Source organism: Myxococcus sp. AB025B, from assembly GCF_006518215.1.
Taxonomy (GTDB): Bacteria; Myxococcota; Myxococcia; order Myxococcales; family Myxococcaceae; genus Myxococcus; species Myxococcus fulvus.
Map to the genome: position 1 here is coordinate 1 of NZ_SRLW01000058.1, position 24,221 is coordinate 24,221.

Below are 24,221 nucleotides of genomic sequence, written 5' to 3' on the forward strand. Positions count from 1 at the left end.
GGGCAAGGACCCGGGGCGGGTGCTGGTGCAGACCTACAACCCGGACGCGGAGCCGGTGAAGCGGGTGCTGGCGCACGACTTCGACGGGTTCGCCCAGCAGGAGCTGGAGTGGCGCAAGGCGTTGGCGTACCCGCCCTTCGCGCGCATGGCCTCGATTCGACTGGAGGGGGAGCACCCGGAGCAGGTGGCCAGCGTGGCCCGGCACCTGGGCAACCTCGTCTCCCGGAACATGCCCCCGGCGTCGGCGGGGGTGCGGCTGTTGGGGCCGGCGGTGGCGCCCATCGCCAGAATCCGGGGGAAGACGCGCTGGCAGCTGCTCTTGAAGGGGCCGACACATGTGGCGCTCGCCCCGCTGCTCGCCAGGGTGGAGACGGCCCTGGCCGACGTTCCTTCCGCGGTGAAGGTCGTCCTCGACGTGGATCCGGGGGCCATGCTGTAGACTCGGTGCCCCCCCATGGGCGCACCGGTCCTCCTCGTCCACGACGACATCGCCACCATCGCCGCAGTGCGGCGTCTGCTCACCCGTGAGGGGCACGAGGTCATCCTCGCGACCTCCGCCGCGGATGCGCTCATCGCCTACGGGCATCACCTGCCGGCGCTCCTCGTGCTGGCTCCTGGCGTGGAGAGCGGCCGGGGGCGGCTGGTGCTGGAGGAGCTGCTCCAGCATCCGGACGGCAAGGTGGCCCGGGTGCTGTTGTTGGGTGAGCCCATCGCGGGGTTCAGCGCGCCGGTGGCGCCGCTGCCGTTGGATGGGACGAGCTTCGTGGAGCTGGTGGACTCGCTCATCCGCGCGCCGTCGGCGGCGGACGCGTGGCATGTGCTGGAGAACCGGAGCCTGCCGGGGATGCCCGAGGCGAAGGGGGCGGAGGACGCGGAGACGTGGCACGCCACGGCGCCCGGGTCCGCGGTGGGGGGGGACCCGACGCTGGCGAACGCGCTGTTCGGCGACCTGGCGCCGCTGCACCAGACGGACTGGGAGCTGGCGGCGATGACGCGCGAGGAGCGCAGCGAGCACGAGGAGCAATCCCGGCGCGCGCCGCTCGACGTGCAGTCGACGCTGGAGAAGGTGCAGCAGGAGGAGGAGGCCGCGGTGCTGGCCTCGGCGCAGACCGCGTTGGCCGGAGGCGGTGAGGACTGGGGCGCGGCGGTGGCGGGGGAGGGGGCGTTCGACGAGAGCGCGCTGCCCGCGGACGAGGTGTTCCGGGGCGAGGGAGAGTCCGCGGTTCCGGGCGATGGCGCCCCGGGGCCCCAGGCGGATGTACCGTCGTGGGAGGGCGAGGCTCCGGCGACGGAGAACGCTGAATGGACCGAGCAGGAAACGGCCCCCGCTTCGAATCCGGAAGCAGCCCACGGTCCGCGGACCTGGTTCGACGACGCGGCGGAACAGGGCACGCCTTCGGGCGCGGACGCCTACGGTGGCGATGGAGTGACGGAGGGGACTCCGGAGCACGGCACCGCACCGGGCCTGGACTCCGTGAGCACGAACGACGGCACGGATTGGGCGGGTGTCGCTCCCGAGCAGGGAGAGGCGTCGGATGACTACGGCGCCGATGCATGGGGAACACCGCCGGGCGTGGCTCGTGTCGGAAGAGACACCCGCGCGTACGGCGACGCGCCGTGGACGGGAGCCGTCACCGACGAGCGCGGCGACCTCCTGGGCGAGGGCGCTGACGACGCGTCCATCGGCGACGAGTGGACGAGCGAGCCCGCGGAACAGGGGGCGTTCGATGCCACGTCGTCCCAGTCCGCGGAGGCCCACTTCACGGCAGCCACGACGTCCCCCGCTGACGCGCAACATGCCGACGGCGCGGATGCTCCTCTCGCGGAGGGAACCGACACGGCGTACGGAGTGCCTCCGGGCCCCGCCGCGATGGGGGAGGGCGCGGGAGACGACACGTTCTCGGCTGGCTTCGGGCCTCCCGCGCCGGACGCCGGGAGTACGAGTGGCGCCGCAGGTGGTCCAGCGACCGTGCTGTATGGCGTGAGTGGTTCTGACACGGGAGGCGTGTCCGCGGAGTGGTCCGCCGCGTCCTCGGGAGGGGGCGAAGCCCCGTTGCCGGTGGGCAAGCTCGCCTGGACGGAGGAGCCCGTCTCTGTCGCCACTCGGCCCGTGGCCCAGTTGCCCCAGCTCGGTGAGGAGGGCTTCTTCGACGTCGACGCTCCCGCGCCACAAGGCGATGCGCTCTCGGCGGCCGAGGCGGAGCTGGCCGCGATGCGTGATGCCGAGCAACGCGTACCCGAGCCGGTCGACGCGTCTGCCTGGACCGAGCTTCCGCCCGACCCCGAGGTCGAGAACGCCGCGAAGGGCTTCACGACGTCGGATGAACCGACCCTGCCCGCGCACGTCGACGCGAGCGTGGATGCACCTTCAACCGAGTCCTCCGCCGAAGCGCCAGGCGAAGAAGAAGAGGCCTTGCCTGCCTCGCCCTGGGACGTGTTGGAGGCAGACCTCCAAGCCAAGGTCCGCGCCGAGGACGAAGACTCCGCGAGCACGCCCCCCGAGTCCGCCAACGACCGCCAGGTGGGCGAGGACTGGTTCGACTCCGAGTCCGACGAGAAGCAGTCGCCTCCGGAGGTCACGGCCTCGAGCGGCAGCGACCCGGAGGCGCCCGCCCCCGACACTCGAGAGGGCACGACGGAAGCAGCGCATCCGGAGCCCTCCGGTGATGCACTGGAGTCGGCCGAGTCCACGACTCCACCCTCTGCCCTCGGAGAGTCGGAGCCGGGGGACGACGACGATTGGACCCGTGCCAGGGCGGACGCCCCGGCATCCGACGTGGCGGTGAGCTGGGGAACGGCGGGAGCCAACGCCGACACCTCGATGGCGGACGTCGCCGCGGGCTGGGCCGACACGGTCGAGCCCTCCGACCCCACCGCGTCGGGAGCGGATGTGGACGCGCGGGCCGTCGAGTCTCCCGAAGAGCCCGAGGACTCCTCCGGTTGGTTCGACGCGGAGCCCGAGCTGCCTGCTTCGACGCAGCCCTCCGCGAGCGAGGGGTGGTTCGACGCCGACACGGAGTCTCCGGATGCGACCGCGAGGGCCGCCTCGCCCGACGAGCCCGGGCCGAACGAGCCCTCCGTGGGAGCGGCGCCGGAGCAGACCACGGAAGCGGTGCCGGCGAGCACCGTGGATGACCCGACCCTGCGCGCGCGCTGGGAGGAGTTCGAGCGCCAGTTGGAGGAAGCGCACGAGCGGGTCCACGCGCTGAAGGCCGCGTTGGATGAGGAGCGCGCGCTTCGCCAGGAGACCGGGCGACAGGCCCAGGAGGCGCGCGAGCTGAGCGAGTCCCTGCGCACCATCCTGGACCGCGAAGCCGCGCTGCGCGTGGACGCGGAGACCGCGCGAGACCGACAGACGGAGCAGCTCCAAGCGCTCCAGACGCGGCTCGAGGTCCTCGAGGAGGAGCGCTCTGGCGACGCGACGTTGCTGGCGGAGGTGGACCAGCAGTTCCAGGAAGCCCGAGCGAGAGAAGACGAGAACGCGGCGGCGCTCGCGCGGGAGGCGCGTGCGCGGCGGGAGCTCGAGGCCGAGCTGGAGCTGGTTCGCCAGCGTGAGTCCGAGCAGGGCGTGCGCAGTGGCTCGGAGGCGGAGACCCTGCGCACGGAGCTCGCGAAGCTCCAGGCGCGGCTGGTGGAGGCGGAGGCGCTCGCGGAAGCCGAGGCGCGCGCGCGGGCCTCCGTGGACGAGGCCGCGAAGGCGACGCTCGGACGCATCGAGTCGCGAGAGCAGGACTTCATCGAGCTGCGCGCGTTGTTGGAGACCTCGACGTCGGAGGCGCGCGAGCAGGCGAAGCAGTCGGCCGAGGCCCTGGCGCGCGCGGAGGCGGAGGTCCGCGAGGCGCTCATCGCCCGGGATGATGCGCAGGAGCGCGCTGACCGTGAGTCGCTCGCCCGGGCGGAGGCGCAGGCCCGGCTCGTGGAGCTGGAGGCGAAGCTCGCGGAGTCTGGAACGCGAGAGGCCGCGTCGGCGCAGGCGATGAAGGAGGTCGAACTCCGCCTCGAGGACGAGGCCGCGGGCCGTGTCGACGCGGAGGCGCGAGCCGAGGCGGAGGTCCGTGCGAGGCAGGCGCTCGAGGCACGAGTGAAGTCTGCGGAAGTGGCGCTCGTCGAAGCGGAGGCGAGGGCGGGCGCGGAGGCCCTGGCCCGAGCAGAGGCCGAGGCCCGGGCGGAGGTGGCGGACGCGGCCCGGCTCGAATCGGATTCTCGAGCGAGGGCGGAGTCGAGAGCTCGCGCGGAAGCGGAAGCCCAGGCGGAGCTGGAGGCGCGAGCGAGGAGCGAAGCCGAGGCGCGAGCGGAAGCGGAAGCCAAGGCGCGCCAGGAGGCGGAGGCGCGCGCCAGGGCCGAGGTCCAGGCGCTCACGCAACTGGAGACCCAAGCCTCGTCCGAGGCACGAGAGCGCTTCGCGCGGGAGGCCCAGTCGCGCGAAGAGGCGGAGGCCCGGGCCGAAGCCCAGGCGCAAGCTCGCGCCGAAGCCGAAGCGAAGGTCGAGGCCGAGACGAAGCTTCGTGAAGAGGCCGAAGCCCGAGCGGAAGCGGAAGCCAAGGCGCGCGAGGAAGCCGAAGCGCGAGCGGAGTTCGAGGAGAAGCAGCGCGAGGAAGCCGCCGCACGCGCCGAGGCTGAAGCGAAGCGCCGTGAAGAGGCGGAAGCGAGAGCCGAATCCGAAGCGAAGCAGCGCAAGGAACTCGAGGCTCGCGCCAAGGCCGAGGAGAAGCAGCGCAAGGAACTCGAAGCCCTAGCCAAGGCCGAGGAGAAGCAGCGCAAGGAACTCGAAGCCCTAGCCAAGGCCGAGGAGAAGCAGCGCAAGGAACTCGAAGCGCGTGCCAAGGCCGAGGAGAAGCAGCGCAAGGAAGCCGAGGCCCGCGCGGAGATTGAGGAGTCGCAGCGCAAGGACGCGGAGGCTCGCGCCAAGGTCGAGGAGAAGCAGCGCAAGGAAGCCGAGGCCCGCGCGGAGATTGAGGAGTCGCAGCGCAAGGACGCGGAGGCGCGAGCCGAGTCCGAAGCGAAGCAGCGCCAGGAAGCCGAAGCGAGAGCGGAGGCCGAGGCAAGACAGCGCGCGGAGCTCGAGGCCCGAATCGAAGCCGAGGTGAAGCGGCGCGAGGACGCCGAAGCCGAGGCCGCGTTCGAGGTGGAGCTGCGCGAGGAGGCCGAGGCCCGCATCGAAGCCGAGGCGAAGCGGCGCGAGGAAACCGAATCCCAGGCGAAGCAGGCCCAGGCGCTCGCCGAGTCGGAGGCCCGTCAGCGCGCCGAAGCCGAGGCCCGAGCGGACACGGACGCGAAGCAGCGAGTCGTCGCGGAGACGCGAGCGGAAGCAGAAGCCCGTCAGCGAGCGGAGGCGGACGCGCGAGCCGCCGCCGAGGCCGAGGTCCGCGCGGACGCCGAGGCCCGCGCCCGAAAGGCGGAGCAGGCCCTGGTCGACGCGGAGGCGCGAGCCAAGACGGAGGGCCGTCACCGCACCGCCCTGGAGGTGCGCCTGGAGGCGGAAGCCCGTCAGCGCGCCGCCGTGGAGACGCGCATCGAGGAACAGGCCCAGGCGCTGAGCGCCGCCGAGGCCCGCGCCACCCAGCTTCAGGGACAGCTCGAGCAGACGGACGCGGAGCTCGCGCGCCTGCGCACGGAGTACGAGGAGGCCCGCGCGGCCCTGGAGGCGCTGCGCGAGGAGAAGGCCCGCCTGGAGAAGGACGCCGCGGAGGAGCGCGTCCGCGCCGAGCAGGAGCGACTGGAGCTCGAGGAGCGGGGACGTCGCGAGGCCGAGGAGGCCGCCGCGCAGGCCCGAGCGGCGCTGCTCCCCCTGGAGGCTCCTCCAGGACGTCCGGAGCTCGCGGTCTCGCGCAGCGGCAGCGTCACACAGGAAGGCCTCGCCCGACTGGTGCTCCGGCTCTGCGAGGCGCGCATGGAGGTGCGCCTGGAGCTGAAGGTGATGAACGCGCTGCGCGTGCTGTGGCTGCGAGACGGCCTGCTCGTGGGCGCCGTCTCATCGGCTCCCGGTGAGTCGCTCATCGACCGCGCCCGCGCGGATGGCCTCATCGACGCGCGGCAGGAAGGCGAGCTGCGGCTGGTGCGCAGCGCCACCACCGGCGCGCTGCTCGACGCGCTCCGGGGACGCGGCTATCTGCGCGAGTCCGAGTCCGTGCCCCTGGTCCAGCGCTACACGGAGCAGGTCTTCCTCGACGCCCTCTCCGAGCCCTCCACGCTGTACCGCCTGGTCCAGGAGCCGGTGCCACACGAGGTGGCGCTCGCCGCCGCCACCCGGCCGCCCCTGTTCCTCCTGGCCGAGTCCCTGCGCAACACGCTGACCGCCGAGTCCCTGCTCGAGGCCGCCGGCAGCCTGCGCGCCCGCGTCACCCGTGGCGACCTGCACCTCGCGCCCGACGACTTCGGCCTGCCCGCCAGGGACCTGCAGCTGCTCTCCCAGGTGGACGGCGAGCACACGCTGGAGGCGCTGCTGCTCGGGGCGGGGCTGCCCCAGGACTCGGCGCTGAAGGCCCTCTCGGTGGCGAGGACGCTGGGCCTCATCACCCTCCAGCCCGCGAGCTCCGAGGACTCCGACGAGCTGCCTCCCGAGCTGGACGTGCGCCGGCTGGAGTCGAAGTTCGAGGAGATTCAAGACGCGGACTACTTCACCGTGCTGGGGCTGGCGCGCACGGCGGGCGGCGAGGAGGTCAAGCGGGCCTTCGAGCTGCTCACCGCCGAGTTCCACCCCCTGCGCTTCGCGGGTCATCCGGACCCGGCCCTCCAGCACCGCGCGCAGCAGATTCGCAGCGTGTTGTCCGAGGCGGCCCAGGCCCTGGGGGATGACCGACTGCGCGCCGAGTATGCACGGAGCCTGCTCGACTGACGTGGGGTGGACGTCCTGCGCGAGGGAAGGGCGGGCGGCGGCCGGGGCGGGGTTGCCCGTCCGCGCGGGGGGCGTTAAGACGGCCCGCATGGTTCGTGAAATCCTCATCTGGCCCGACCCCATCCTGAAGCAGAAGGCCAAGCCGGTGACGAAGGTGGACGACTCCGTCCGCGCGCTGGTGAAGGACATGTTCGAGACGATGTACGCCGCCGACGGCGTGGGGCTCGCCGCGCCGCAGGTGGGCGTGCTCCAGCGCGTCATCGTCCTGGACACCACGCCCCGCCAGCCCGAGTCCAAGCCCCTGGCGATGATCAACCCCGAAATCATCACCCTGGAGGGCGAGACGACCTACACCGAGGGTTGCCTCTCCATCCCCGGTGAGTCGGAGGACGTGGACCGCGCCGCCGTCGTCACGGTGAAGTACCTGGACCTGGACGGCAACGAGCAGACGCTGCGCTGTGACGAGCTGCTCGCCATCGCCGTGCAGCACGAGACGGACCACCTGAACGGCACGGTGTTCGTGGACCACGTCTCCACGCTGAAGCGCGAGTTCATCCGCAAGCGGATGAAGCGCCTCAAGGCTTCGCGCGAGAACGAGCTGGGCGCTTCGCGGTAGCCGTCTTCTTCACGCGAGCCGGGGCCGGGGACTTCTCCGACCCCGCCGCGCGCGCATCGACGCCCTTCTTCGGGCACAGCTCCGCCACGACGCAGCGGGCGCACTCGGGCGAGCGGGCGAAGCACGTGCGTCGTCCGTGCCACACCAGGAGCTGGTGACCCATCATCCAGCGCTCCGGGGGCAGGACGGCCTGCATGTCGGCCTCCACCTTGTCGGGGGCCTCCTGGAGGGTGAAGCCGAGCCGGTACGCGAGCCGCTTGACGTGCGTGTCCACGGGGAAGGCGTTGTCGCCACCCAGGTGGATGCACACCACGCCCGCCGTCTTGCGGCCCACGCCGGGGAGCTCCGCCAGCGTGTCACGCTCGAGTGGCACCTTGCCGCCGTGTTTCTCGGCGAGGATTTTCGCCGCCGCGACGATGTTCTTCGCCTTGGCGCGGTACAGGCCGCAGGTGCGGATGAACGGCTCCACGTCGGTCGGTTTGGCCTGGGCGTACGCCTGGGCGTCGGGGAAGTGTTGGAAGAGGGCGGGCGTCACCATGTTGACGCGCTTGTCGGTGCATTGGGCGGACAGCATCACCGCCACGAGCAACTGCAGGGGGGATTGGTAGTCCAGTTCGATGCGAGCGTCGGGCATGGAGGCTTCCAGTCGCTCCATGACCTTCACCGCGCGCTCGCGCTTCGCCGCCGCTGTCTCACGTCCGGGCACGCGGCCGTTGTATGTCACCCTTGCCGGGTCCCCAAGCACCGGCTGTGTCCACTCTCGGGAGAACCATGAAGCCCATCGACTTTCGCTCCGACACCGTCACGAAGCCCACCGCGGCGATGCGGCGAGCCATCGCCGAGGCGGAGGTCGGCGACGACGTCTATGGCGAGGACCCCACGGTGCTGCGCCTGGAGGCGAAGGTGGCCGAGCGGCTCGGTCTGGAGGCGGCGCTGTTCGTGCCCTCCGGCACGCAGGCCAACCAGCTGGCCATCGGCGCGCACTGCCGTCAGGGGGACGAGGTGCTGACCGAGGCGGGCAGTCACATCCTGCACTACGAGGGCGGCGCGGTTGCGGCGCTGTGGGGCGTACAGCCGCAGCCTTTGCCGGGCGAGTGGGGTGTGTTGACGCCGGAGGTGGTGGCGGCGGCGGTGCGCGAGGACAACATCCACAATCCGCGCACGCGGTTGTTGTCGCTGGAGAACACGCACAACCGGGGCGGTGGCGCGGTGTGGTCTGTGGAGCGCTTCGCCCAGGTGGTGAAGGTGGCGCGTGACGCGGGGCTGGCGGTGCACCTGGATGGCGCGCGGTTGTTCAACGCGGAGGTGGCGGCGGGGGTCCCCGCGTCGTCATGGGCGAGGCTGACGGACACGACGGCGGTGTGCTTCTCGAAGGGGTTGGGAGCGCCGGTGGGCTCGGCGTTGGTGGGACGCGCGGACCTCATCCGCGAGGCGCGCCGGCTGCGCAAGCGGTTGGGAGGCGGCATGCGTCAGGCGGGCATCCTCGCGGCCGCGGCGCTGTACGCGTTGGAGCATCACGTGGAGCGGCTCGCGGAGGACCACGCGAACGCGCGTCGCCTCGCGACGGGGCTCGCGGAGGTGCCGGGCGTGAAGGTGGACGTGAAGCGGGTGGAGACGAACATGGTCTTCGCCGAGTTCGTGCGTCCGGCCCGGGAGATGGTGCCGCTGCTGCGCACCCAAGGCGTGCTGACGAACCCCGCGGGCGGCCCCCACACGGTGCGCCTGGTGACGCACCTGGATGTGTCCTCCGCGGACATCGACGAGGCCGTGGCGCGTGTGCGTCGCGCGCTGATGTAGCGCGCGAGCCGCGCCCGGCGGCGCGAGCTGAACCGTGGAGGGCCGCACCTTGCGAATGTGTCCGCCACGGGCCTCGAGATAAGGCCACGGCGTGCGCACGTCGCACGCTGAAGTCGTGCGAGCCGCGCCCGGCGGCGCGAGCTGTGCCGTGGGGTGACACCGGGGAGCACGTCCGCCACCGGCATCGACAAGGCGATTGCCTGCGTCCACCGCGGGCTCAGGCCAGGCCCCTCTCGCCCCTCGGCCGAGCTCCCTTGCCTGCCGCGCCGGGGGCGGGGTGGGCATGCCGCGCGGCAGGGGCGTGGTACGCTCGCCGGGCCGTGCGTCGACTGCCCCTCCTCGCCTTCCTCGGTCTCTGTGCCTGCTCCTCGACCCGGTCGGAGCAGAAGATGAGCTTTGACGAGGTCTACGACACCTCGGAGTACGTCGACACCGAGCCCGCCCCGGTCGCTCCCCGCGAGCCCCAGCCTGTCCCCGCGCGGACGCTCTCGCGCATGGCCTCGCCGGAGCCCTCCGAGGCGCTGCAGGGCGCCCTCTCCACCTTCGCGGAGCGGGCCCGCGCCCATCGCCGCAAGGTGGCCCGGGGCGGCCCGATGCCGCTGGCACAGGTGCAGGGCTGGGAGGTGATGAACGGCGTCCTCGACGCCTTCCTGGAGCGCGCCCTGGAGCGCACGGACGCCCGCGACGTGGCGAAGGCCCGAAGCGTCCTGGAGACCGAGCTGGAGCAGGACGGCAGGACGTACGGCGACATGCCGGGTGCGCTCGCCGAGGCGGTGGTGTTGAGGGTGGGACGGCTCGCGGTCCGCATGGCGGAGCTGCGCCGGCTCGAGCACCCGGAGAACGCGGACGGCCTGCCCCGGCTGGTCTGGCCCGTGGACCCGGTCACCATCACCAGCGTCTTCGGTCAGCGCTGGCACCCCATCCGGGGCGAGCAGCGCCGTCACCTCGGCGTGGACCTGGCGGCGAAGCAGGGGCAGATCATCTACACCGCCGCGAAGGGCGTGGTGCTGCGAGCGGGCTGGAACGGCGACCATGGCCTCCAGGTGGAGGTCCAGCACGAGGGACGCTGGCTCACCCGCTACAGCCACCTGTCCCGCGTGCTGGTGGAGCCCGGCGAGATACTGGACCCGGGCCACGCGGTGGGGCTCGCGGGCGAGACGGGGCTGGCCACGGGCGTGCACCTGCACTTCGAGCTGTGGAAGGACGGCGAGGTGGTGGACCCGCTGGACGCGCTCGAGGACGCCGGTGACGAGCACCCTCGCGCGCCGCCCGTGGCCCGCGGCGCGACGGGCTCTTGAGGCCCGCAACGCATCAGGGGCGCCACCCACGAAGGCAGCGCCCCTGAGGAGGAGCCCGGCCCAGCGCGAGTCCCGGGGACTCCGCGGGCTGGACCGGGGTGGCGTCAGCTCACAGCGAGTTCTTGAGCTCCTTGGCCGGGCGGAAGCCGATGGTCTTCGACGCCTTGAGCTTCATCATCTCGTTCGTCTGGGGGTTGCGGATCTTGCGCGCCTTGCGGGAGCGCACGGACCACGTGCCGAAGCCGGGGTAGCTGAAGCGCGCATCCTTCTTCACGGCCTTGCCGATGTTCGTGAAGACGATGTCGAGGATCTGCGCCGCCGACTTCTTGGTGAGACGTGTCTGCGCCGCCACCACCTCGACGAGCTCTGCCTTGGTCATTACGCCCCTCCGTCCTGCGTTGTCTGGCCTTGAATGCGCGAAAGCCAACCGGTGGTAACAAATCGTTCTTTTCCCTGTCAATGCTGACCGCGTTCCGAGGCCGGAAAATCGGCCTCCGGACGAAAAGTTGGCTCGGTGAAACACCGGGCGTAGACAGAGTGGGAAATCCACGTCGGAGCCACCGACACACCGCGCGGAAATCACACGCCAAAAGCATTCTGGCTGATCGTGATTGGAAGAAAGTCTTTGAGATTCCGATCGTTTGGCGTGTGTGGCTGATCGCGCCCGGGCGGGGCGGGGCCGGAATGGGGTAGGCTGCTGGCTCTCGTGCGTTTCCGAACGTTTCCGACCGTCGTGATCCTGGCGCTGGGCGCCTGCCGGAGTCCGGGCCCCTCGGCCCAGGCGCCCGCGGTCGTCTCCAGGCCGGAGTCCGGGCGGACGGAGCTCTGGGTGGACGGTACGACCCCGGGGCCAGGGGACGGCACGCGCGAGAGACCGTGGTCGTCCCTGGCCGAGGCCCTGGGGCGGCCAGGGGTGGCGACGGTGCACCTGGCGGCGGGGGAGTACCGGGGGAGCTTCACCTTGCCCGAGGGCGTCCGGCTGGAGGGCGAGGGGCCCGCCACGGTGCTGGTGGCGGAGGGCCCGGAGGCCGTGGTGCTGCGAGCCGAGGGAACCGAGCAGAAGGTCCAGCCCCCGGTCCTCGACGCGCCGAGCCCGGAAGCACGAAGCGCCGCGGACTCGGCTCACCCCCTCGTTGCCGAGCAGGGCGTGACGCTCCTTCGCAACCTGTCCATCCGAGGCGGGGCCTGGGGGGTGGAGGTGACGCGTGGCCGGCAGGTGCGCGCGGAGAAGGTGTCCTTCACCGGGCAGCGTCGAGGCGGCGTCCAGGTCCGCGCCGGCCGATTCGACGCCGAGTCCTCGCGCTTCGAGGCGAGCATGCCGGAGACCGTGGGCGTGGTTCTGGAGGCCCCGCCGGAGGCCGCGGTGGCGCCCGTGTCACCGAGGGCCACGCGCCTCCGGGACATCCATTTCACGGGCCCCTTCCGCCGGGCCGTGCGCGTTCGCGGCGCGCAGGCCTCCGCCTTGTTGGAGGAGGTGGTCGTCTCGGGCGCGGTGTCGGCCCTGGGGATGGATGGCGGCCACGCCGAGGTGCGGCGCTCGTCGGCCCAGGCGGGAACAGGCGCGGCGTTCTCGGTGGTGGAGGGCACGCTGGTGCTGCGGGAGGTGAGTGTGGCGGGCCACGAGCTCGCGCTCTCCGTCGTGCAGTCTCCTCGGCTCGAGGTCCGCGGCTTCCAGTCCGTGGGCGCCGGGCGCGCGGGGCTCGCCGTGGTCGCCTCGCGAAACGTGGTGTTGCAGGACGTGGTGGTGCGGGACAGCGGCAGCCACGGCGCGCTCCAGCTCACGGGCTCGCAGGTGGAGGTGCGGCGGCTGCGTGTGGAGACCGCGGAGGAGTATGGGGTGCTCGCGGTGGGCGGTCGCCTGCGGCTGCGAGATGCCATCGTGTCGCGCGTGCACTCGTCGGACGGCATCACGGGTGACGCCCTGCACCTGCGCCAGGTCGTCGCGGACGTGGAGGGCGTGGTGGTGCGGGGCGCCTCGGGCGCCTGCGTGCTGGCGACGCAGAACGCACGCGTGGCGCTGCGTGACGCGGACCTCGAACGCTGTGGTCAGGCCGCGTTGCTCGCGGACACGCTCGCGACGCTCGATGCCCGGAGCGTGGAGGTGCGCGACAGCGCGAGGACGGCGCTGTCGGCCATGGGCGACGGTGTCCTCCGCGTGGATGTCCTCCGCTCGAGAAAGAGCGGCCAGGGCCTCGTCGGGGCCGAGTGCTCCGGGGCCACGCGAATCCATCTGGGACGTGTGGACAGCGAGGACTCGCGTGGCACCGAGCTGTCTTGCGTGAAGCGAACGGTCGAGCCCGCCCCGGGGCCGCGCTGAGCGGGGGGCACGCGGCGGCTCAGGTGGGCGGCGGGGGCGCGGCGGCGGAGCCGAGCGGCGTGGCATGCTTCTCGAGCCACTCGCGGATGACGGGATAGACCTCCGTGGGAGCGCCCTTGCCGAACACGAGGTCTCCGTGGCCGTAGTCCATCGCGTCGCCGCGGTCCTTGCCGAAGACGTGGAGGGTGCGGTCCGGCGCGGTGACGAGGGCGAACTGGCTCTCCACGTTCTCCGCGGTGGCGAGCCGGTCCGCGCTTCCGCCCATGACGAGGATGGGCAGCTGGAGCCCGGCGATGCCCGCGCGCCAGTCGCGGGTGCGGTCGAACGAGCGGAACGCATCGTGCTCGATCCAGTCCTGGAACTGGAGCAGCACCTTGCGGCTCATCGACGACATCATGTTCGCGTACACCTGCCGCTGGATGCGCGGAGGGATGTGCAGCGGATTCACCACCAGGTCGGACAGGGGCAGCGTCACGTAGCCCAGGAACGGCGCCAGGCTCGCGCTCATCCACTCCTGTCGGAAGCGGGCCGGCCACGCGGCGCGCACGCCGAGCGAGATGAGCGTGCGCAGGAACGGCTCGGACTTGAAGTGTACGGGCGCGCCGAGCGTGAGCAGCCCCGCGAGCTTTTCGCCCTCCGGCCCCTGGGCCAGCCCATAACCGACGAGCCCGCCCAGCGAGTGCCCCAGCCAGAACGCCCGCTTCGCGCCCGTCTGCTTCAGCGCCAGCTCCAGCAGCGCGGGCCCGTCCTGCAGGATGTGGTCGTCGATGGTGAAGTCGGTGTACCGCCGCCCTCGCGGTGGCAGGCGTGAGTGCCCGGTGCCCCGCCACTCCACGCTGAAGCAGTCGAAGCCCGCTTCGGCCAGGTAGTGGGCCACGGAGTAGGGGGGCTCGAAGTCGAACGTGAACCGGTTGGCCGCCAGCCCATGGCACAGGAGCACCGGCTCCTCGAAGCGCCTCACCGGCGCGCGCCGGACATGGACCGCCACCTCCCACCCGTCCGCGCACCGTGCCTTGAAGGCCTGGGGAAGGGGCGTGCGTAGACGGTACCACCGCCGGACCAGCGCCACCCAGAGGACATTCCCCAGCACCACGACGAGGCCAGCGACCAGCACCCACACGACCCAGCGCCCGTCTCCCATCGCGCCTGCTCTCCTTGCCGACCCCTGGGTCTGACGGTTCCTCGAATAAAACCCTGCTAAGGTTCGTTCTCCGGCCGTCCTGCTGCCAGGAACTCATGGGCATCAGAGGAAGTCGAGGGATCGATGAAGTTACGGAAACTGATGTTCGTGCTGCCGAACCTCTTCACTGTCACGTCCATCTTCTGTGGCTTCTATGCCATCACGCTGTGCGCGGGCGAGGCGGAGCCGGTCCACCTCTACCAGGCCGCGTTGGCCATCTTCTTCGCGATGTTCTTCGACGGGTTCGACGGCCGCGTCGCCCGGTTGACCAAGACGCAGAGCGACTTCGGCGTCCAGCTGGACAGTCTGGCGGACGTCGTCTCCTTCGGGGCGGCTCCCGCGCTGCTGGTCTACAAGTGGGCGCTGGCGCCCCTGGGCTTCGCGGGGCTGTTCATCTCGTTCGCGTTCGCCGCGTGCGGCGCGCTGCGGCTGGCGCGCTTCAACGTGCTGGCGGCGCGCAATCCCCACGGGGGGGGCGGTAGCTTCTTCGTGGGCCTGCCCATCCCGATCGCCGCGGGCATGCTCGTCTCGGTCATCATCTCCCATCACGTGGCCTCGCAGGGGGAGTCTCTGCGCGAGTCGGCCTACGTCCCGGTGGCGGTGGCGGTGGCGGGCCTGTCGCTGCTCATGGTGTCGACGGTGCGCTACCGCACCTTCAAGGACACCCGTCCCAACCGGAAGAGCGCGGCCGTGTTCATGTTGATGGTGGCCGCCGGTGTGGCCATCGCGACGCAGTATCATCCCGCCTGGTTGCTGGTGGCCTGCTGTGGCGCCTACCTCGCGCTCGGGTTGGTGGAGTCCGCGGTGCAGGTGCGCACGCACCTGGCCGCGCGCAAGCTCGCCGCGGGCTCCGCGGCCGTCGCTGGCGTCATCGATGACGAGGACGACGACGAGGAGTCCGAGGACGGCGAAGGTCCCCGCAGCAACGGCCCCGCCTTCCTCTGAGCTGAAGCCCCCGCGCCGCCGGGCAGCACGTCCTGCCTGGCCCGCCCCGGGGCGCTCGGACCGCTCGCCAGCCGGGTCCCGGGTGGAGGCTGCCAGACACCCGGCCGGCTTCCCGCCTGGAAGGCAGGGCCCGAAGACGCATCCGTCCGTGCCGAGGCCCTCGCCTGTCGCTAGGATGCGCGCCCCATGCGGGTCGAACTGCTGTGCACGGGTGACGAGCTGGTCACCGGCCTCATCACGGACACGAACAGCACCTACCTGGAGGCCCGGCTCTTCGACCTGGGCGTGAAGGTGGAGCGGGTGGTGCTCGTCGGGGACGTCCGACCGGACATCACCCAGACGCTGCTCGAGGCCGCGGCGCGAGCGGATGTCGTGGTGGTCTCCGGCGGGCTGGGCCCCACGGCGGATGACTTCACCCTGGAGTGTGCCGCGGCCGCCGCCGGGGTCCCGCTGGAGGAGGACGCCCGGGTCCTGGAGTGGCTGCGCGAGCGCTACGCGGCGCGGGGCATCCCCATCAATCCCAGCGCGCTGCGCATGGCGCGAATCCCCCGTGGCTCCGAGCCGGTGCGAAATCCCGCGGGCTCCGCGCCGCTCGTCGTGCTCACGCTGGGGCGCTGTCGCCTGTTCTTCCTGCCCGGGGTGCCGCGCGAATACCGGGCCCTGCTGGACAACGAGGTGCTGCCGCGCATCCGCGCGGAGCTGGAGTCGAGGCCGGGCCGTCTGTTCCGGGCCTTCCGGCTGCTGCGCACCGTCGGCATCCCCGAGTCCGAGCTGGACCTGGCCGTGGCGCCCCTGGCGCCCAGCCACCCCAGGGTGGTGTTCGGCTTCCGAACGCACGCGCCGGAGAATCACCTCAAGCTGATGGTGGAGGCGCCCACGCAGGCCGAGGCCGACCAGGCCTTGGCCGCTGTGGAGGCCGAGTGTCGTCGCGTGCTGGGGCGGCATGTCTTCGCCGCGGATGGCGAGGAGTACGCGCCCGCGCTGCTGTCGGCGCTGGGGCGCGCCGGGGCCACGCTGGCCACGGCGGAGAGCTGCACGGGAGGCCTCATCGCCCAGCGGCTGACGGCGGTGCCGGGTTCGAGCACCGTCTTCATCGGTGGCGCGGTGGTCTACTCGGAGAAGATGAAGACCGCCTGGGTGGGCGTCCCCACCGAAGTGCTCGAGCGTCATACCGCGGTCTCCGCTCCGACGGCCGTGGCCATGGCCGAGGGTGTGCGTGCCACCTGCGGTGCCACATACGGCCTGGCGGTGACGGGGTATGCGGGGCCCGGAGGCGGGACGCCCGATGACCCGGTGGGCACCGTGTACTGCGCGCTCGCGGGGCCGGGGTTCGCCACGCGGTGCGAGCGCATGTCCTTTTCCGGAGACAGGGAGCGCGTGCGCCTCTTCGCTGCCTCCCACACCCTGGAGATGCTGCGACAGCACCTGCTGACCGCCGCCCAATCATGAGCCGCTCCAAGTCCAGGCGCCCCGCGCCGTCCATGCCCGAGCCCCAGGCCGCGCCCGCGGTCGAGCCCGCCGCCACCGCGCCCGTGGAGCCCGCCGCTCCCGCCGTTTCCGAAGGGGTGGCTGGGCCCGTGGGCAGTGGAAGCACGCTCGGCGCCGTCCTTCGCGTGTGGTTCGCGGCCTACCGGGTGGAGGTGCTGTTGTTCCTGGTGGCGTTCGTCGTGCTCGCCAGCTTCAGCTCGCAGCGCTTCCTGCGTCAGAGCGCCGCGCCGCACTTCATCTACCAGGCGCAGGGGTGGCTGGAGGGGCGGCTGGACGTGGACCCCCAGGTGCTTCCGAACCTGGAGGACTGGGCCTGTGTGCGGCAGGTGAATGGCCAGAAGGTCCGCTGCGAGGGCCGGCCGCTGCCCGATGACCGCTGGTTCGTGAGCTTCCCGTCGTTCCCCGCCGTGGCGATGCTGCCCTTCGTCGCGCTGCACGGGTACCAGTTCAACGACACCTCCTTCGGCGTCATCATCGGCGCGCTGGCGGTGGCGCTGTTCTACTCGTTGCTGCGCTTCCTCGCCCGGGAAGGCGAGACGGCGCGCACCCGCGACGAGAACGTCGTGCTCGCGCTGACGCTCGCCTTCGGGACCTTGTTCTTCTACTGCGCCATCCGTGGCGAGGTGTGGTTCAGCGCCGAGGTCATGGGCGTGGCCCTCACCTGCCTCTATGTGCGCAATGCGCTGCGGGCCCGCCGTCCTGTCCTGGCGGGCGTGTTCTTCTCCATGGCGACGCTCACGCGCACGCCGCTGTTCTTCGCGGGGCTCTTCTTCGTGTTGGAGGCCCTGTGTCCGGGCCCAGAGCCTCGCTTGCAGCAGCTCAAGGAGCTGGGGCGCCACTGGAAGCAGGCCGCGAGGAAGGTGGGCCTGTTCGCACTGGGGGCCGCGCCCCTGGGCCTGCTCGCCGCCGGCTACAACGTGTATCGCTTCGGTCGCCTGAGCGAGTTCGGCCACGCGTATCTCTTCAACAACCGCGTCAACGTGGACATCGACCGGTGGGGACTCTTCCACTGGGAATACCTGGGGCGCAACCTGGAGGCCGCCTTCCTCAAGTGGCCCTCCCTGTCGCTGTCGCCGCTCAAGCTCGGGTATGACCCGCGCGGGCTCACGCTGCTTCTGACGCTGCCGTTGCTCGTCTTCCTGCTGGTGCCGAAGCTGCGGCCTCGCCTGCACTGGCCCTTGTGGCTCACCGTGGCCGTGTGCGCGCTGCCCGGTCTGTTCTACCAGAACACGGGCTACATGCAGTTCGGCTTCCGCTTCAGCCTCGACTACACGCCCTACCTCCTGTTGCTCTTCGCCATCGGGGGTTGGTCGCTCCGCCAGCGCGTGGTGATGGGCACGTTGGTGCTGGGCGTGCTGGTGAACTTCTGGGGCGCGGTGGCATTCCGTGGCTACACGGAGCTTGTCCGGAACTGGTAGGGCGCCGCCTCCCGAGGGGTTGAAACCCCCGGGCCGGGCGCGCAGATAGAGAAGAGCCATGCAACCTCCCACCGGACAGCCCCCCGCCGGCAAGCGCTGGCACACTCGCGAGGACAGCGGCATCCGCCTCGATGCCGCCCTGCGCTGGTGGCATGACGACGAGCCCATCGAGCACCCGAAAATCATCGAACTCTTCAACGCCTCTCTCATCCTGGACGACGAGGGTCGCTACCAACTGCGCATCGGGCAGGACTGGTGCTACGTGCAGGTCGAGGACGCCGCGTACGAAGTCCGGACCGTGGACGTCACGCCGGACGCACGTGTGTCCATCCGCTTGAGTGACCGCACCGCCGAGGCCCTGGAGCTGGACTCGCTCCAGGTGGATGGCGCGGGCGTCCTGTCGTGTCGGGTGAAGCAGGGCCGGGCCAAGGCGCGCTTCTCGCGAGATGGCCAGTACCAGTTCGGGGCGCTGTTGGAGTCGGGCCCGGATGGCGGGCTGGTGGTGCGCGCCGGAGAGCGCCAGCACCCGGTGGCGCTCTCCCTGGAGTCGCTGAGCGGCTCCGTCTAGGCGGCGGCTTCCACGGCGGGCGAGGGGCAGGGGAGCGGCGGTGTCCCCGCGAGCTCCCGGGCCAGCGCCTCCATCGTGTCGGAGTGCTCACGCAGCCACTCCGCGGCGCGCTCCCTTCCCTGGCCGATGCGCTCGCCTCGGAGGCTGAAGTGGCTGCCGGACTTGTCGATGAGTCCCGTGGCCACGCCCAGGTCCAGCACCTCCCCGGCGCGGTGGATGCCGCTGCCGTACAACAAATCGAACTCCGCCTCCTGGAAGGGCGGGGCCAGCTTGTTCTTCACCACCTTCACCCGGGCCCGCGAGCCCACCACGGCGTCTCCCTCCTTGATGTTGCCCGTGCGCCGAATCTCCATGCGCACCGAGGAGTAGAACTTCAGCGCGTTCCCTCCGGTGGTGGTCTCGGGGTTGCCGAACATCACGCCAATCTTCATCCGAATCTGGTTGATGAAGACGATGCAGCACCCCGAGCGGCTCACCGCGCCCGTGAGCTTGCGCAGGGCCTGGCTCATCAGCCGCGCCTGCACGCCCATGTGCGCGTCGCCCATCTCACCCTCGATTTCCGCGCGAGGCACCAGCGCCGCCACCGAGTCCACGATGATGAGGTCCACCGCTCCCGAGCGCACGAGCTGCTCGGTGATTTCCAGCGCCTGCTCACCCGTGTCCGGCTGGGACACCAGCAACTCCTCCACCCGCACCCCCAGCTTGCGCGCGTAGGAGATGTCGAGCGCATGCTCCGCGTCGATGAACGCCGCCACGCCGCCTGCGGCCTGGACCTGCGCAATCGCATGCAACGTGAGCGTCGTCTTGCCGGACGACTCGTTGCCGAACACCTCCACCACGCGGCCCCGCGGATAGCCTCCCACGCCGAGCGCCCGGTCCAACCCCACCGAGCCGGACGGAATCACCGCGACCTTGTGCTCCTGCGTGTCCCCGCCCAACGTCATCACCGAGCCACGTCCGAACTGCTTCTCGATGGACGCCACCGCCGCCGCCACTGCCTTCAGCTTCTCCGTCAGCTTGCTCATCGACTCCCTCGCCGCCCTGTCCTTGAATCCGTGCTGCGCCCTGTCGCCCCGGAGCGGGACGCCCGACGCATCGGCGCGGGAGAGAGCAACGGGCATGCCGCGAGGTACTCCCTGTGAACACATGAAGAGAGCCGTCCGCGAGGGACTGCGGGCGTCTCGTGGGGTGGAGGGCAAGCCCTCGTCTGGATTTCCAGGATGAGCGAGCGGCTACTCGTCCGTCTGCTGAATTCACGGCGCTTTGCGTTGAAGTTTGGAGGGGGCGGCATGACCTTTCGCTCGTGAAAACCCAACGCGAAGACATGCCCCATGTGGTCATCCTCGGCGGCGGGTTCGCCGGGCTTCGGGCCGCGCAGCAGCTCGCCAGGGCGCCGGTTCGTCTCACCCTGGTGGACCGGCACAACCACCACCTCTTCCAGCCGCTGCTGTACCAGGTGGCCACGGCGACGCTGAGCCCCAGCGAGATTGCCGCGCCGCTGCGGGCCCTGCTCGGACCCCAGGGGGTCGCGGTGGTGCTGGCGGACGTGACGGGCGTCGACACCGCGGGGAAGCGGGTGCTGCTCTCGGATGGAGAGCTGAAGTACGACTACCTCGTCATCGCGACGGGGGCGACGCACTCGTATTTCGGCAATGACCAGTGGGCGCGCCATGCCCCGGGTCTGAAGTCCATCGAGGACGCGGTGGAGATTCGACGCCGGGTCCTGCTGGCGTACGAGCTGGCCGAGCGTGAGACGGACCCTCGCATCCGCAAGGCCCTGCTCAACTTCGTCATCATCGGAGCGGGGCCCACGGGCGTGGAGATGGCGGGCTCACTGGCGGAGATCAGCCGCAAGTCCCTGTCGGGCGACTTCAAGAACATCGACCCGCGCGATGCGCGCATCATCCTCATCGAGGGCCTGGGCAAGGTCCTGCCCGTCTACCCGGACGACCTGACGGACAAGGCGCGTCGCACGTTGGAGAAGCTCGGTGTGGAGGTCCGCACGGGCGCCCGGGTGACGAACATCGATGAGACGGGCGTCTACATCGGCACGGAGTTCATCGCGGCCCGCACGGTGATTTGGGCCGCCGGTGTCGCCGCCTCGCCGGTGGCGCGTTCGCTCGGTGTTCCGCTGGACCGCGCGGGGCGCGTGCATGTGACGCCTGAGTTGACCGTCCCCGGTCACGAGGACGTCTTCGTCGTGGGAGACCTGGCCTCGCTCAATCAAGAGGACGGCACGCCCGTGCCGGGGCTCGCGCCCGCCGCGATGCAGGAGGGCAAGCACGCGGCGGCCAACATCCTGCGTCGGCTGCGCGGGGAACCCATGGTGCCCTTCAAGTACTGGGACAGGGGCTCCTACGCGGTGATTGGCCGTGGCCACGCGGTGGGCATCGCCTTCCGGCGCTTCAAACAGACAGGGCTGCCCGCGTGGGGCGCCTGGCTGTTCATCCACCTGATGTTCCTCATCGGCTTCAGGAGCAAGCTGGCGGTGATGCTCAACTGGGCCTATTCCTATCTGACCTTTGGCAAGTCGGCCCGAATCATCACCGGCCCCGCGCCCAGGTTGGATCAGCTCACGCTCGTGGCCTCGTCGCCGGACGGGAAGGGGGCCCCCACGGATGACACGGAGGGGGCGTCGCGCCTCGTCTCCTCCTCGAATGAGCTGTCTCCTCCGTCGACCCACTGAGGCCTGACGCCTCGGGCACTGGGCAGGGATTCATCGGCGGGCGGTCTCCACCGCCCGCCCGCGCCTGAACGAAGGGCAGGGGAGCCTCCCTGGTGGGTGTTCGAGTGCAGCCAGCCTCGTCGGTCCAGCGCCCTGCAGTCGATGGCGAGCCGCATGTCCACGTCCTCGATGCGTCCGTGGTCCTCCAGGTCCGCGCGAGTCAGGGCGAGCTTCAGGAGCCGGTCATGGGCTCGCGCGGACAGCCCATGGCGCCGCACCGCCAGCTCCAGCATCCGCTCGGCGCCGGGGCTCAGGACGCAGTGGCGCCGCAGCAGGTGGGACGGCAGCTGTGCGTTGCAGTGCACGCTCGGCTCGTCCCGGTACCGCTCACGCTGACGTTGCCGCGCGGCCTCCACGCGCTCCCGATGGTAGCGGCTGGAGGACTCCTTTGCCTCCGCACGCGCCAGGTGGTGGTACTCCACCGGCCGGGTCTGCAGGGTGATGTCGACGCGGTCCAGCAGCGGGCCACTGACGCGGGCGTGGTAGTCGAACACGCGGTGCTCCGGACACGTGCAGGTGTGTCCCGGCACGTTGAAGTAGCCGCAAGGGCAGGGGTTCATCGCCGCCACCAGCATCACCTGGCACGGGTAGCTGATGTTCTGGTTGGCGCGCGCCAGGTGGATGATTCCCTCCTCCAGTGGCTGTCGCAGCACCTCCAGCACGTTGCGACGGAACTCCGGGAGCTCGTCGAGGAACAGGACGCCGTGGTGCGCCAGCGACAGCTCTCCAGGACGGGCCAGGGGGCCACCTCCCACGAGCCCCGCGTCGGACAGCGTGTGGTGGGGCGCGCGGAACGGACGCTCGCGCACCAGGGCGTGGCCTTCGTTGAGCAGCCCCAACACCGAGTAGACCTTCGTCACCTCGAGCGACTCGGCGAAGGTCATCGCCGGAAGGATGCCCGGCAGCCTGCGCGCCAGCATCGTCTTGCCCGAGCCGGGGGGGCCGCACATCAACACGTTGTGTCCGCCCGCCGCCGCCAGCTCCAACGCCAGCTTGAGGTCGGGCTGCCCCCTCACGTCCGCCAGGTCCGGCTCCGCGCGTCCACGACCCACCGGATGCGAGACACCCTGACGTGAGAAGGGAGGGATGACGCGCGTCCCGGTGAGATGGTCCACCGCCTCGCGCAGGCTCATCACGGGCAATACGCTCAGGCCCTCGACGAGCGCGGCCTCGGCCGCGTTGGCCGCTGGCACCATGACCCCCTCGAAGCCCTTGTCCCGAGCCGCCACCGCGAGCGGCAGCACGCCCTTGATGGGCTTGAGCGTGCCGTCGAGCGACAGCTCCCCGCCGAAGAGATAGCGCCCCAGGGGCGCCTCCTCGAGCAGCTTCGCCGCCGCGAGGACTCCCAACGCGATGGGCAGCTCGAACGCCACGCCGTCCTTGCGCAGGTCCGCCGGCGCCAGATTCACCGTGACGCGCTTCTGTGGCAGCTCGAAGCCGGTGTTCTTCAGCGCGGAGACCACGCGCACCTTCGACTCGCGCACCGCGCCTTCCGGCAGTCCCACCACGTTGAAGTAGGGGAGGCCGAGCGCCATGTCGACCTCGCACTCCACCACCACCGCGTCGATGCCCATCAACGCCCCCGACCGCACCCTCGCCAGCATCCGTCCCCCTCCCGCATCGCCCGGCTCCGCGTGGAGCAACCCGCGTACCGGCGGCCCTCCGAGGAGAATCCCGTGGTGAGCCAATCCCCCGGGGCGGATGCCTGTCCCATCCCCAGGAACACCAGGGTTCCATGCTCACTGGATAAGTGAAGGGGCCTCTAGCCAGGGCGGGTGCGCCTTGGGTAGCTTGGTGGGGAGTTGGGGAACGCAGGGGGAATGACGCAAATGGGGTCGCAGGAGATTCAGCGGCGTCGTCCGGTCCGTATCCGCCGGGCAGACATGAAGCGGGGTCAGCGGATGAAGGTCGCCTTCGCGATGTTCCGCTTCTGCCTCTACGGCATGGTGGGCATCAGCTCGGAGATCTTCTTCTACAACCTGGTGCGCGTATCCCGGGACGTGCCCATCCTCGGCTCGCTCTTCCAGTTCCAGTGGCGGGTGGATGACCGACTGGGGCTCAACGCCATCTGGGACACCCCCGCCGTCACCGCCTACGGGCAGTGCTCGCTGTGGATGTTCTTCATCTACGCCATCGCCTGCTTCTTCTTCGTGGAGCCCGTCTTCCGCTGGATGCTCTACCAGCACGCCAGCCTCCGGGCCGCCGTCTATGGCGTGGGCATCCTGCTGTTCGAGGGCTTCAGCGGCCTGGTCCTGGAGCGGCTCACCGGCTACCGCATCTGGTACTACGGCGACGCGGGCGCCATCATGGGGCAGATGACGTCGCTCTACATCCTGCCCATCTGGATGGTGACCGGCCTCATCGCCGAGTTCATCTACAGGGAGCTGATGGACCCGGACCTCATGGCCGCCTTGGAGTCGCCGCTGCCGGCCACGCCCGAGGAGACCGAGGCTTCCTTCCAGCTGATGCGGTAGGTGCAGGCGTGGCCGTCGTAGCCTGACGGCTCCACGCGCACCTCCTGGGCGCCGGCCACTCGCAGGCCGGCGTGGATGATGCCCGCGGTGAAGTCCGGATAGTCGCCCACCTCGTTCATCCACAGCTCGAACTGGGTGGGGGTGAGCTCCATCAGCTTCGACTCGGTGTAGTTGTTGCCCGCCCGGAAGTTCTGCGTGGCCCGCATGAGCGTCCGGCGAGGTCCCAGCACCCGCAGCAGTGACAGCACCGCGCGGCCGAGCATCGTCTCGCGGAAGCCCTCGATATAGGCCTCACCGAGCTTCCAGGTCCCCTGGGCGACGGCCTCCTGGGGGAACAGCTCCTCCGCGGCGATGCGCAGGAACGCCATCCAGGACGTGAAGGAGTAGGCGGGACGCAGCTTCTGGTCCACGTCGAGCCCCGCCTGCTTCAGGCGCTGCTTGCAGGCAGGCGTCAGCCGCCCGTGCAACGCGCGCAGGAAGAGGGCTTCGATGGTCTGTTCAAAGACGAGAAGCTCGTCGGCCATGAGGAGTGGACTCTAGCCGACGAGCTTCTGATTGTG

Annotated in this window: 17 protein-coding genes and 1 pseudogene; 12 read left to right on the forward strand and 6 right to left on the reverse strand. The window is 70.8% G+C overall.

Annotated features, from left to right (window positions below; all coding sequences use genetic code 11):
* The 3 genes and pseudogenes from FL311_RS12265 to def form a co-directional block, all read left to right on the forward strand.
* Positions 1–439, forward strand: a pseudogene (locus FL311_RS12265) (primosomal protein N'); the annotation flags it as partial.
* A gap of 15 nt (positions 440–454) precedes the next feature.
* Positions 455–6,835 (forward strand): hypothetical protein, encoded by a 6,381-nt coding sequence (locus tag FL311_RS12270; protein ID WP_141325217.1) that lies wholly within the window; start codon positions 455–457, stop codon positions 6,833–6,835.
* Between the two features lie 88 nt (positions 6,836–6,923).
* On the forward strand, positions 6,924–7,451 hold the full coding sequence (def, locus tag FL311_RS12275; RefSeq protein ID WP_141325218.1) for a peptide deformylase: 528 nt from the start codon (positions 6,924–6,926) through the stop codon (positions 7,449–7,451).
* Here the strand turns inward: def and nth are convergent.
* Positions 7,411–8,175, reverse strand: coding sequence for an endonuclease III (nth, locus tag FL311_RS12280; protein WP_228556832.1), 765 nt, complete (start codon positions 8,173–8,175; stop codon positions 7,411–7,413). The two genes, def and nth, sit on opposite strands and share 41 nt — an antisense overlap.
* 47 nt (positions 8,176–8,222) lie before the next feature.
* On the opposite strand from nth, the gene ltaE reads away from it, so the two are divergent.
* Entirely contained in the window at positions 8,223–9,248 is a 1,026-nt protein-coding gene (ltaE, locus tag FL311_RS12285; protein WP_141325220.1) for a low-specificity L-threonine aldolase, read from the forward strand.
* 389 nt (positions 9,249–9,637) lie between these two features.
* Positions 9,638–10,546, forward strand: coding sequence for a M23 family metallopeptidase (locus tag FL311_RS12290; RefSeq protein WP_228556833.1), 909 nt, complete (start codon positions 9,638–9,640; stop codon positions 10,544–10,546).
* A 109-nt stretch (positions 10,547–10,655) separates the two neighbouring features.
* Here the strand turns inward: FL311_RS12290 and FL311_RS12295 are convergent, their stop codons facing one another.
* On the reverse strand, positions 10,656–10,925 hold the full coding sequence (locus FL311_RS12295; protein ID WP_002635502.1) for an HU family DNA-binding protein: 270 nt from the start codon (positions 10,923–10,925) through the stop codon (positions 10,656–10,658).
* 450 nt (positions 10,926–11,375) lie between these two features.
* Between FL311_RS12295 and FL311_RS46095 the strand changes: the two genes are divergently transcribed.
* The gene (locus FL311_RS46095) at positions 11,376–12,863 is read left to right on the forward strand and encodes a hypothetical protein (RefSeq protein ID WP_305036148.1); all 1,488 of its coding nucleotides are present in this window, start codon (positions 11,376–11,378) and stop codon (positions 12,861–12,863) included.
* A gap of 19 nt (positions 12,864–12,882) precedes the next feature.
* Here the strand turns inward: FL311_RS46095 and FL311_RS12305 are convergent, their stop codons facing one another.
* Positions 12,883–14,004 carry an alpha/beta fold hydrolase gene (locus tag FL311_RS12305; protein ID WP_141325223.1) on the reverse strand — a complete coding sequence of 374 codons (1,122 nt, stop codon included), beginning with the start codon at positions 14,002–14,004 and terminating at the stop codon, positions 12,883–12,885.
* Positions 14,005–14,127: 123 nt separating this feature from the next.
* On the opposite strand from FL311_RS12305, the gene pssA reads away from it, so the two are divergent.
* The 4 genes from pssA to FL311_RS12325 all read left to right on the forward strand — a co-directional run bounded on the left by pssA (position 14,128) and on the right by FL311_RS12325 (position 18,462).
* Positions 14,128–14,988 (forward strand): CDP-diacylglycerol--serine O-phosphatidyltransferase, encoded by an 861-nt coding sequence (gene pssA / locus FL311_RS12310; protein WP_141325224.1) that lies wholly within the window; start codon positions 14,128–14,130, stop codon positions 14,986–14,988.
* A 186-nt stretch (positions 14,989–15,174) separates the two neighbouring features.
* Positions 15,175–16,437 (forward strand): CinA family nicotinamide mononucleotide deamidase-related protein, encoded by a 1,263-nt coding sequence (locus FL311_RS12315; RefSeq protein WP_141325225.1) that lies wholly within the window; start codon positions 15,175–15,177, stop codon positions 16,435–16,437.
* Positions 16,434–17,894 carry a hypothetical protein gene (locus FL311_RS12320; RefSeq protein WP_141325226.1) on the forward strand — a complete coding sequence of 487 codons (1,461 nt, stop codon included), beginning with the start codon at positions 16,434–16,436 and terminating at the stop codon, positions 17,892–17,894. The genes FL311_RS12315 and FL311_RS12320 overlap by 4 nt, the downstream gene beginning before the upstream one ends.
* Positions 17,895–17,952: 58 nt before the next feature.
* A complete protein-coding gene (locus tag FL311_RS12325; RefSeq protein WP_141325227.1) occupies positions 17,953–18,462 on the forward strand; it encodes a DUF1285 domain-containing protein in 510 nt (169 codons plus the stop codon).
* Here FL311_RS12325 and recA read toward each other — a convergent pair.
* Positions 18,459–19,487: a recombinase RecA gene (gene recA, locus FL311_RS12330; RefSeq protein ID WP_141325228.1), complete on the reverse strand. Its 1,029-nt coding sequence runs from the start codon at positions 19,485–19,487 to the stop codon at positions 18,459–18,461. The genes FL311_RS12325 and recA overlap by 4 nt on opposite strands.
* A 299-nt stretch (positions 19,488–19,786) precedes the next feature.
* Between recA and FL311_RS12335 the strand changes: the two genes are divergently transcribed.
* On the forward strand, positions 19,787–21,148 hold the full coding sequence (locus FL311_RS12335) for an NAD(P)/FAD-dependent oxidoreductase (protein WP_141325229.1): 1,362 nt from the start codon (positions 19,787–19,789) through the stop codon (positions 21,146–21,148).
* Here the strand turns inward: FL311_RS12335 and FL311_RS12340 are convergent.
* Complete coding sequence (locus tag FL311_RS12340; protein ID WP_141325230.1) at positions 21,031–22,791, reverse strand: YifB family Mg chelatase-like AAA ATPase; 1,761 nt, start codon at positions 22,789–22,791, stop codon at positions 21,031–21,033. The two genes, FL311_RS12335 and FL311_RS12340, sit on opposite strands and share 118 nt — an antisense overlap.
* Positions 22,792–23,088: 297 nt before the next feature.
* Between FL311_RS12340 and FL311_RS12345 the strand changes: the two genes are divergently transcribed.
* Positions 23,089–23,661: a hypothetical protein gene (locus FL311_RS12345; protein ID WP_228556834.1), complete on the forward strand. Its 573-nt coding sequence runs from the start codon at positions 23,089–23,091 to the stop codon at positions 23,659–23,661.
* Here the strand turns inward: FL311_RS12345 and FL311_RS12350 are convergent.
* A complete protein-coding gene (locus tag FL311_RS12350; RefSeq protein ID WP_141325231.1) occupies positions 23,562–24,185 on the reverse strand; it encodes a DUF2378 family protein in 624 nt (207 codons plus the stop codon). The genes FL311_RS12345 and FL311_RS12350 overlap by 100 nt on opposite strands.
* Positions 24,186–24,221: the final 36 nt, after the last annotated feature.

What these genes read in the sequence shown, in the direction of transcription:
- FL311_RS12335 (WP_141325229.1), top strand. Translation starts at nt 19,787, where the DNA reads ATGCCCCATGTGGTCATCCTCGGCGGCGGGTTCGCCGGGCTTCGGGCC.
- FL311_RS12340 (WP_141325230.1), bottom strand. Translation starts at nt 22,791, where the DNA reads ATGCTGGCGAGGGTGCGGTCGGGGGCGTTGATGGGCATCGACGCGGTG.
- pssA (WP_141325224.1), top strand. Translation starts at nt 14,128, where the DNA reads ATGAAGTTACGGAAACTGATGTTCGTGCTGCCGAACCTCTTCACTGTC.
- FL311_RS12290 (WP_228556833.1), top strand. Translation starts at nt 9,638, where the DNA reads ATGAGCTTTGACGAGGTCTACGACACCTCGGAGTACGTCGACACCGAG.
- FL311_RS12350 (WP_141325231.1), bottom strand. Translation starts at nt 24,185, where the DNA reads ATGGCCGACGAGCTTCTCGTCTTTGAACAGACCATCGAAGCCCTCTTC.
- FL311_RS12305 (WP_141325223.1), bottom strand. Translation starts at nt 14,004, where the DNA reads ATGGGAGACGGGCGCTGGGTCGTGTGGGTGCTGGTCGCTGGCCTCGTC.
- FL311_RS12270 (WP_141325217.1), top strand. Translation starts at nt 455, where the DNA reads ATGGGCGCACCGGTCCTCCTCGTCCACGACGACATCGCCACCATCGCC.
- FL311_RS12320 (WP_141325226.1), top strand. Translation starts at nt 16,434, where the DNA reads ATGAGCCGCTCCAAGTCCAGGCGCCCCGCGCCGTCCATGCCCGAGCCC.
- FL311_RS12345 (WP_228556834.1), top strand. Translation starts at nt 23,089, where the DNA reads ATGAAGGTCGCCTTCGCGATGTTCCGCTTCTGCCTCTACGGCATGGTG.
- recA (WP_141325228.1), bottom strand. Translation starts at nt 19,487, where the DNA reads ATGAGCAAGCTGACGGAGAAGCTGAAGGCAGTGGCGGCGGCGGTGGCG.
- FL311_RS12325 (WP_141325227.1), top strand. Translation starts at nt 17,953, where the DNA reads ATGCAACCTCCCACCGGACAGCCCCCCGCCGGCAAGCGCTGGCACACT.
- ltaE (WP_141325220.1), top strand. Translation starts at nt 8,223, where the DNA reads ATGAAGCCCATCGACTTTCGCTCCGACACCGTCACGAAGCCCACCGCG.
- def (WP_141325218.1), top strand. Translation starts at nt 6,924, where the DNA reads ATGGTTCGTGAAATCCTCATCTGGCCCGACCCCATCCTGAAGCAGAAG.
- FL311_RS12315 (WP_141325225.1), top strand. Translation starts at nt 15,175, where the DNA reads ATGCGGGTCGAACTGCTGTGCACGGGTGACGAGCTGGTCACCGGCCTC.
- FL311_RS12295 (WP_002635502.1), bottom strand. Translation starts at nt 10,925, where the DNA reads ATGACCAAGGCAGAGCTCGTCGAGGTGGTGGCGGCGCAGACACGTCTC.